Annotated in this window: 3 protein-coding genes; all 3 read left to right on the forward strand. The window is 62.9% G+C overall.

Annotated features, from left to right (window positions below; translation table 11 throughout):
* The first annotated feature begins 127 nt into the window (after positions 1-127).
* The 3 genes from IC235_RS21230 (at position 128) to IC235_RS21240 (ending at position 6,673) form a co-directional block, all read left to right on the forward strand.
* Positions 128-2,632 carry a peptidoglycan DD-metalloendopeptidase family protein gene (locus IC235_RS21230; protein WP_191007226.1) on the forward strand — a complete coding sequence of 835 codons (2,505 nt, stop codon included), beginning with the start codon at positions 128-130 and terminating at the stop codon, positions 2,630-2,632.
* Positions 2,633-2,775: 143 nt separating this feature from the next.
* Positions 2,776-5,145, forward strand: a complete 2,370-nt coding sequence (locus tag IC235_RS21235) for an N-acetylmuramoyl-L-alanine amidase (protein WP_191007227.1) — start codon at positions 2,776-2,778, stop codon at positions 5,143-5,145.
* 103 nt (positions 5,146-5,248) lie between these two features.
* Positions 5,249-6,673, forward strand: coding sequence for a hypothetical protein (locus IC235_RS21240; RefSeq protein ID WP_191007228.1), 1,425 nt, complete (start codon positions 5,249-5,251; stop codon positions 6,671-6,673).
* Positions 6,674-7,365 lie beyond the last annotated feature (692 nt).

Consider the following 7,365-nt stretch of genomic DNA (forward strand, 5'->3'; position numbering starts at 1 on the left):
CTGCTTGGTGCGCCCGCCTGCGGGCGCCGGATGAGTTCAGCCATCCCGCCCCTCTGCTGGCTTTGATTAACGGTTGACTTTGGTCGGCTGACTCTGTACTGTCTTCCCTGATTTATTTCATTCACCCATGAAAAAATCTATTTGTACCCTGGTAGTAAGCGCCTTCTGCGCCTTACCCGGGGCCGCCCAGGCGCAGCGGGCGCAGGCCGTCTTCTACCAGCAAGATCGCCTGTATACGGCGGCCCCCAAAGGGCAGCCGGTGCTGGTGGGCAAGCAGCTGGCGACCAAGCCCGGCCGGCTGGCCGCTACGACTACGGTGGCCCTTTATCCCCATGAGATAGATGCCTCTTTGACGATTCCTGCCGACATGGTGTTCTTCCAAGGGCTGCAGTCGCCCCACCAGCCGGAGTGGGTGTACCTGGAGCGCGCTGAAATCGGCAATGCCTACAACCTGTGGCTTTATACGACCACCACGCGCCGCAAGCAGTTGCTTTTCAGCCAGCCGGACAGCCCGGTGGCGGGCTACGCCCTGAAACCCATCGCGTGGTCAGCTGACCAGCATGTGCTGTACCTGGAGGCCCTGAAGTTTGATACCGACCTGGAGCACGAAGGCGTGTGGTCGTTCGACCTGCGTACGCGGCAGGTGCAGCGGCTGGCGCTGGCGCCAAAGTATTTCTCCACCCCCGTGCTTTCGCCCGACCGCCAGCAGCTCCTGTACGCGGTGAGCACCAGCGCCCGGCGTGACTTGCTGCATGGCTTCGCCGATGAAGTAGCCGTGTACGATCTGGCGACCAGCACCGAAACCATCGTAGCCCAGCAAAAAGATGTGCCGCACAGCGTGGCTGGGTGGGCTCTCGGCCCGCTTACTGCCGCCGACGCCGACGCAAGCGCCAACCCAACGGCCCCGGCAACGGCCGCGCGCACTTCGGGCATCGACTACCGCCTGCCCTGGGATGCCAACCGGCAGTATTACGTGTCGCGCCACGGCACCCCAGCCCCCACGGGCCCGCACACGCCAACGGGCAGCCGCAGTACCATCTACGACGGCATTAGCCCGCACGGCTACGCTGCAGTTGACTTTGACACCCCCAATGATGCCGACGATAACGTGCGGGCTGCGGCTCCCGGCACCGTGGTATCGGCCGGCTACTGCGGCGACGACTGCGGCTACGGCAACCTGGTCGTCATCCAACACAGCGACGGCACTCGCACTTACTACGGCCATAACAAAAGAGTGCTGGTAAAAGCGGGCCAAACGGTGCAAACGGGCACCATCGTGGCGATTGAGGGCACGACGGGGCGCTCGTCGGGCGACCACATTCACTTTGAGTGGCGCGCTGCCGGGGGTAATGTCGCGACCCTCGGCACCTTTTCGGACGTGGGCCAGCCCCGTCAGGGCTGGAAGTACTTGTCGACGACTCCGAACGGCGGCGGTACCCCGCCCCCGGTGCCGACCGACACCACCGTACCCACTACGAGCATGGCCACCACCAACGGCAGCAGTACCCAATCGGGCGACTTTACGGTGAACTTCACCGACGCCGACAACGTGGGGGTGGCCGAGCGCTTTTACCAGCCCCTGGAGTACTACGCCACGACCAGCGAATGGCGCGCTAACCGGGGCAATGGTTTTTTTAACGATAACTTCGGCACGGGCACCCTACACTCCGATTACACCCTGGGCGCCGATGACTGGAAAGGCAGCTGGTCGGTGGTGGGGGGCCGCCTCCGGCAGAGTGACCTGGGGCCTACCAATACGGCTATTTCGACCTTTTTGTCGCAGGTGCCGGGCAACACCTACCTCTACCACTTCGCCGCTAAACTGCTGGGCGACGTGACCGCCCGAACCGGCCGGTTCGGCATTCACATCATGGCCAGCGACGTCACGCTGCGCGAGCGCGGCAACTCCTACCTGATCTGGTTTTCCAACAACGACCAGAAGGTGCGCATCATCGAAACCAGCAACAACGTGCTCACCGAGCGGGCCAGCGCTGATGTCACCATCCCGGCGGGCGAGTTTGCCGATTATAAAGTCAGCTACAATACCACCAACGGTGAAATCCGGGTGTACCAGAACAACCGGCTGGCGCTGACCTGGACCGACACCACGCCGTTGACCAGCGGCAATTACCTGTCGTTGCGCACCAACCAGGCCCAGGTGGAGTTCGATGATCTGAAGGTGTACAAGGCGCGCGGCACCAGCCGGTCCATCACGGTGGGCCCGGCCTTGTCGAAGGACCTACGGCAAGTGTCGACGAGCAGTACTACCCCGGCCGGCAAAATCAAGAGCCTGGTCCGCGATGCCAGCAACAACTGGTCGGCCATGGGCAACCTGGACCTGATTATCACCCCGCCGGCCGCCGCCCAGGCCGCCGAGTTTCAGGCCGAGCTGTATCCTAACCCCGTCGAAGCCAAGGCTACCCTGGCCTACGACCTGCCGAATACCGGCCCCGTAACGGTGGCCGTGATCGACGGATACGGCAAAAAAATACTGACCCTCCTCGACAGCTCGCAGGTGGCCGGTGCGCATGAGCTGCCACTCGCCCCCCTGGCCAAGCTGCGGCCGGGCACCTATTACGTGCACATTCAAGCCGGCGCCCGCTCGAGCGTACGCCGCTTCGTGAAAAACTAGCTCTTGATTACCTGCTCTCGCTCCCCTGGGCCCACCGTGCTTCAGAGAGGTACGCGCGCCGGGAATGCCCGCCCGGGACGAGGCAACCAATCGCTGCTCCTGAACAAAACATTGCTCTACCCACTTCATCCACTCTTTTCATCATGAAGCACACCACCCATCTTTTTTTACTACTACTACTAAGCGCGGTATTCGGGCGGGCCCAGGCCCAAACGGAAAACGCGGCGCCGGCCGACCAGCCCCGGCTGCGTGGCGAAGGCAAGGCGCAGGTAACCCTGGCCCTGGACCACGACCAATCGCTGGCAGCCCGGCAAAACCTCCAGGTGACGCCCGGCGGGGCGAGCCTACGGGCCGGCCAGACCAAGGGCGTCCTCACCTCACAGCCCATCCGGATTTCGCTCACCGATCCGCTGCCGTTTGTTTCGGTGGTACCCATCTGGCACGGCCAGAACCTGTTCCATACCAACGTAACGCTCGAGGTGCGCACCTCCACGAACGGACGTAAGTGGAGCGACTGGCAAAAAACCAGCTTCGAAGGCCATGCCGACGACGTGGCCACGCGCCGCGTGGGCAAGATGCTGCAGTTCGAGCCCACCATCGGGTACGTCCAGTACCGGGCCACGATGAGCAGCCTCACGGGCTCAGCTCCCACGCTGACCCGCCTGGAGGTAGTCTTCTTTAGTCCCGGCGAAACCCCGGCCATAGCGCCCGACGCAGAGAGCCAAGCCAACCGCGCCAGCGCTGCCTGTACCAAGCCCTCCGTCGTCTCGCGGGCCAGCTGGCGAGCCCGGGCCCCCGTGGGCTCGCGCAACTATAGCAAGGTGACCCACTTGGTGGTACACCACGAAGAAGGCTCCAACACAGCGAGTGACTGGGCGGCGCGGGTGCGGGCTATCGAAGCCTTTCACATCGATGGCAACGGCTGGGCCGACATCGGCTATAATTACCTGATTGACCCCAATGGCGTCATTTACGAAGGCCGCTCGGGTGGCGACAACGTGGTTGGGGCTCACTTCTGCGGCGGCAATACCAACACCATTGGGGTCTGCATGCTCGGCAGCTACACCAGCATACGGCCGACCGCAGCCGCCTTAGAAAGCTTGAAAAAGCTGCTGGGCTGGAAGGCCTCGCTGGAGGGCATCAACGTTACGGGCACGTCTAACCACTATCAGGCGGGCGTAATCCCGAACGTGTGCGGCCACCGCGACAACAAAGGCTGCACGTCGTGCCCCGGCGACGCCCTGTATGCCTACCTGCCCACGATGCGCACCAACATCCAGAGCTACATCAGCAACAGCTGTGGCTCTACCCCCCAGCCTCCTCAGCCGCCCCAGCCGCCCGTGACGGACACCACGCCGCCCACCACCAGCATCACCGGCCCCAGCAGCGCCATGGCTAACTTCACGGTCACCTTCGCCGACGCCGACAACCGCGCCGTCGCCGCCCGCTTCTACCAGCCCCTGGAATGGCGTAACGGCGAGTGGCGCGCCAACCGCGGCAACGGCTTCTACAACGATAACTTCGGCGCCGCCACCCTCCACCCCGACTACGCCCTCGGCCTGGCCGACTGGCAAGGAAGCTGGGCCCCCGCCCAGGGACGCCTGCGCCAGAGCAACACGACGGCCACCAACACGGCCCTCTCCACCTTCCTCTCTCAGCAGGCCGGCAACACCTACCTCTACACCTTCGCCGCCAAGGTCAACAATACCACCGGCAACCGCCGCTTCGGCCTGCACATCATGGCCTCCGACGTGAGCGTGCGCGAGCGCGGCAACTCCTACCTGATCTGGTTTGCCCTCGACCAGCAAAAGGTCTCCCTCATCGAGACCATCGACAACGTCCTCACCCCCCGTGCCTCGGCCGACGTGAGCATACTCGGCGGCACGTTCAGCGACTACAAAGTGGTGTATAACACCACGACCGGGGTGCTGAGCGCCTACCTCAACAACCGCCTGGTCGTCAGCTGGACCGACCCCACCCCGCTGACCACTGGCGCGCACATCTCGTTGCGCACCAGCGAGGCCGACGTGGAGTTTGATGACCTGAAGGTGCTCAAGTCCCGCGGCACCACGGCTCTGATCACGGTTGGGGCGGCCAACAGCAACGACGTGCGCACCTCGGCCTCCCCCGGGGCCAAGATCAAGTCCCTGGTTAAGGACGCCGCCGACAACTGGTCCGAGTTCGGCAACCTCGACGTCAACATCGCCCTCGAACCCACCTCCAACCCCTCTCTTACTGGACAGGACCCCGCGGCTTTCCGCGCCCAGGTCTTCCCCAACCCGGTGCCGGACGCCGCTACCCACGTTGCCTATTTCCTTGACCTGCCCCAGCAGGTGACCATGACCGTAACCGATCTGTGGGGCAAACCGCTGGTGAAGCTGCGCAATGGGGTGCAAGCCGCTGGCCACCACGAGGTAAGCCTGGGCACGCAGGAATTGAAACCGGGCGTGTACCTGCTCCGCATTGAGGGGGCCGACGGCCGGGTTGAGCTCATGCGCATTCTCAAGCAATAACGTAATCACCACCAACGAGTCAATAGAGGCACGTGGTCTTCCCCGGGAGCACCACGTGCCTCGTGCTCGTTTAATACTCCCTCACTCTTCTCCGCTTGTTGAAATGAATTTCACTTTTTTTCGCCGCTCCTGTGGCTTGGCTGCTCTGCTACTAGCTGCTGGCTGTGCCACCCCCGACGATACCGCCGAGGGCCCTAAGGGTACCCCCAGCGCGCAAAACGCCCTGGCTGGCCTCGCCTGGACGGCGGGCACCCTACAAAGCGGCATGCTGGTGCCCATAACGGAACTGCGCGACTTACCCGGCATAAACGACCCGGCCGCCGGGGGAGGCTTGGCCGGAGCCCCCTTCTGGAAAAGTAACAACCCCGAGGCCATTACCGGCGAAGGCTGGCTGATGACCAACGGCGATAATGCCCCGCAACGCGGTGGTCAAGCCACCCCCCTCACTGGTGCGATAGCCGTGTACTTGTCGCACCTCAACTACACGGGTGAGAAGAATAACCGGGGCCAGACCACGACTAACCGCAAACTCTATATTCACCTCCTGGCCAGCAACCCCAGCCCGCAGGCAATCACCATCACGGGCAAGGGCACGCTAGTAGCCAACAATAAGTGGCGCTTCCGCCCAAGTACCCCGTTGTCGGCGAAAAGCGCCTGGTACTTGTGCTCGGAAGCCTGGACCAACAATACGCTCACCAACGTGAGCCAGACGGTGCAACCATTCAAGGTAGTTGAGCTGGCCAAGGTGCTGCTGCCCGCCCAATCCACCGGCCAAGATAGATACGCCACCGAAGGCCGCTACGAGTTGAATGTGGCCGGTGGGGGCGCTTACCTGTCGGCCGTGGCCACCTTCGATGGCAACCTGGACCGGGCCGCCGCCTTTTGCACTGGCAGCACCGCCAAGCAGGCCGATGGTAATGCCGGCAGTCCCCTTGTCGTTCCCAATCCGGATACCGGTAGTGCCTATGGACGCGAGGCCGGCATTGCCACCCACTCGGCCTACAACAGCGGCGACGTAAACCTGACGCTGCCGGCCAGTGGCCCGGCCTACCTGGCCCTGTGTTACAACACCAACCGGCGCAAGCCAGCCATTCTCGGCAACTCCACGGTATTCTACCAGGAGCAAAGCGCAACGTATACCATGCGCCTGCTGTCCTCGTCGCAAACCTGGGCTGGATACGGACACAAGTACAACGCCAAGCTGGTGCTGACCAACCCCACCGCCACCCAGAAAAACGTACGCATCTCACTGGGAGCCAACCCTATCAACGTTCCCACAGAGGGTAATAGCAATAGCCTGGTGTTTGATGGGCCGGTCCAAACCCTGGTTAACGGTGCCGCCGGGCAGGTGCACCAGGTGGTCCTCTACAACAACCAGTACGCAACCAACCCCCGCGGCCCGCAGCGCCAGGCCCTACGCACGGTGCCAGTACCCGGCAACGGCACCGTGACGGTGAACGTGATTTGCTATATTCCGGGTCTGGTCTTCGGCGCGGGTCAGCAACTGGTGCTCGAATCGGGGGTTTAAGCTCCGGCGGCCACGCAGTGAACCCCACCAGGTGGGCTACCTCACATTTGCAGCGATGTCCGTCTGGTACCCGGCGGCACCCTCACAAACAGGCCCCCGGTTCTTTCCCACCGCGAAGCCCGAGAAGGGGAACCTAGCGTACTGGGTTGGGGAAATGGCTGTACAACATTCTTTGGAAAGCCGGGCCGCTTGCGGCGTGGTGTTCCCCGAGTTCTAAAGCCCGCCTGGCCCGGTTAGCCAGGCGGGCTTTTTACGGTTCCCCGCAGCCGGCTTAAGCAGTAAAACGGGTTGGTAAGCCGAGGGAACGGTCCCTCACGCGGCCTAGAGCAAGCCCGCCAAAAATTCGGGAAAGAACCGGCCTTTGCGGCTGGGCTCTTGCTTGGACTTCAGGCCAACTATTTCCTAGCCCTCTGCGCCTGGGCTCTTGCTTAGGCGCGTGTTCCCACCATCATGCCTTGGGCTTGTCGGAGTTGGCATCCCCCGCAACCAATTAGTAGCCGCAGTTGCCTGGGCGGCGCTCAGCCGGGCTTTGTTCCTGCTTCTTCGCTGTTGACCGAACTACTTAGCAAGCAGATTCGCGCTTACGAGCAACCCGGGCCCGGCTTATTGAGGGAGCTAGGCTGTGTCTGAAAAGTGGCGCTGCAGGATACGCCGAATACAGGCCAGTTGCGCCATACTGAGAAAGTGCTGGT

Source organism: Hymenobacter montanus, from assembly GCF_014699115.1.
Lineage (GTDB): Bacteria > Bacteroidota > Bacteroidia > Cytophagales > Hymenobacteraceae > Hymenobacter > Hymenobacter montanus.